This is a genomic window from Winogradskyella pacifica (assembly GCF_013403915.1).
Taxonomy (GTDB): Bacteria; Bacteroidota; Bacteroidia; order Flavobacteriales; family Flavobacteriaceae; genus Winogradskyella; species Winogradskyella pacifica.
In genome coordinates this window covers 1-2,101 of record NZ_JABFDI010000044.1, presented here as the reverse complement: position 1 = coordinate 2,101, position 2,101 = coordinate 1, and the positions used below count along the sequence as shown (strand labels likewise).

At 31.7% G+C, this 2,101-nt stretch carries 1 protein-coding gene; it reads left to right on the top strand.

Annotated features, from left to right (window positions below; genetic code table 11):
* Positions 1-96 precede the first annotated feature (96 nt).
* Complete coding sequence (locus tag HM984_RS17285; protein ID WP_179350094.1) at positions 97-624, top strand: hypothetical protein; 528 nt, start codon at positions 97-99, stop codon at positions 622-624.
* The last annotated feature ends 1,477 nt before the right edge of the window (positions 625-2,101 follow it).

The window sequence follows — 2,101 nt, the reverse complement described above, 5'->3', positions numbered from 1 at the left end:
TGCGGAATATTCTATCTGTGATTTATTTGCTAAATTAGTTGCTCAACCACGCAACTAACCATACACAATTCCGTTGGGCACAATTTGAGAAACTGAATGGGACAATATTTTAAAATAGTTAATGTATCAAAAAAGCAATTTATTGATATTGATGATTTGGGAGAAAATAACAAACTTGGTTTCATCGGACAAGGACTGAATGGAATTGTATTAGGACGCTTATTGACTTCGAGTGGAAAAGATTGGGAAAACGACTTTTACGAAGTTTTCGGAAACCCAAATTCTGACAAAATTTTTATGGGAGTTTGGGCTGGAGATAAAATTGTTGTTGCAGGAGATTATGATGAACCTGACACAAATGGAGTTATAACAACTGATACTGATAATACCAATCGGAATTTATATGACAATACGGAATCTGATTACGAAAATATAACTGACGAAATAATCAAGTGGTTAGCAAATGACGAACAAACGGCTGAAATGTTAGTGAAAAGAGCGGAAAAAGATTCTGAATTATTACAAAAATTATCTGACCTTGTTTTTATTGAACATAATAAACAGATGAAAGAAAGTTTAGAGAAAATTATTGGCTCTGATTGGACTAAACGACTTAAAAAATAAAAACTGTGCCCAACAAAGTATATAAAAAATTGCTGTTTTGTGCTTAAACAATGTTAGTTGCTTTGTTTGCTAGCTTCTGATTTTCCTTCGGAAAATCCTCGCACTCAAGCACGCAACTTTCCATATACATAAACGTTGCCATTCATTGACGGAACGCACTCTGAATCCAAAAATTAGAGTTTATAAAAATCGCTTTTTGACAAGAAAACACTGAAACTTTACTCAAATTAGGAATAAAAAATTACAGCGGATTTTTTAGCAAGATTGTGGAATAGGAATTGAAAAACTGTACTGAATGCGGAATTGCTCACTCAGACGTGAAATAAGAATCACATCGGAATTATTTATTTAATTCCAAGTATTCTATTAAAGGTTTTTAATTCGCACTTATAAAATTGAATAAATTTTTGTTTGAATGATTTTAGAAAATTGCGCATATTGTAAAGTATTTAAGTGTAATTGTATGACGAAAAAGTATTGAATTTGTTACAAATATTATTTGAATTATTAATCAAAACCGAATTGTGTGTGTGGAATAAAGCAAGTTTCGGAATTGCTCACTCAAACGGAATTGAAAAATAAAGCGGAATATAACGCTGACGGAATTTATTCAAACGCTAAAAATCTGAAAACGGAATTTAACTGGACAATTTGAACTCTGAGAAAAAACAACGAAATGGCAACACCGTGTATAATTAATGGCTAGTTCTCGCCTACTTACGAAAATCCTCGCGGATTTTCTATTCGGTTTTTATTTGCTAACTTTAGTGCTTGAAACACGCCACTAATCATACACAATCACGTTGGCAACTATATAAAAAAGACGAAAACCTGTTCTAACTTTTGAAATTTTGCCTTCAGATATTTAAGTAAAATTCTAAAATATACAGCTGAATTTAATAACATCAAAATAAAATGCAGAACGTAAAAAATAAAATAAAAACGTTGGAATTATAAGCTGAGTGAATAATTTAAACATGCTGTTTTCTGACAAATCCAAATCTGAAAATTACAACGCAGGAATTATAAACTGTGCGAATAATTAAAACCGAGCAGTTCGCAAAAAAATTGACTGAATAAAAAAACGCTAGAATAGTTTTCGGAGATTTTTTTTTGTTTTTTAAGTGTAAAAGCAAAAAATCATACAAACGTCCGAATTGTTCGCAATCTGGAAATTTAAAAACTGAGCGGAAATTTAAACCGAAATGTTTGCGGCAAAACCCAGACTAAAAATCTAAGACGCTGAAATATATTGAATAAAAAAAATACAGTTGCCAACACCGTGTATAATTAATTGCTTTGTAAGTGCTCATCTGGAATATTCCTTCGGAATATTCTCAGGTACGTCAAAGTTTACTAAATTAGTTGCTTAACCACGCAACTAATCATACACAAAACCGTTGTCTGCAATTACCGATACGGATCGGACACTTTTTTCTGGGTTGTATGGAGAACTTTAAGGAGTTGTTTGCTTTAT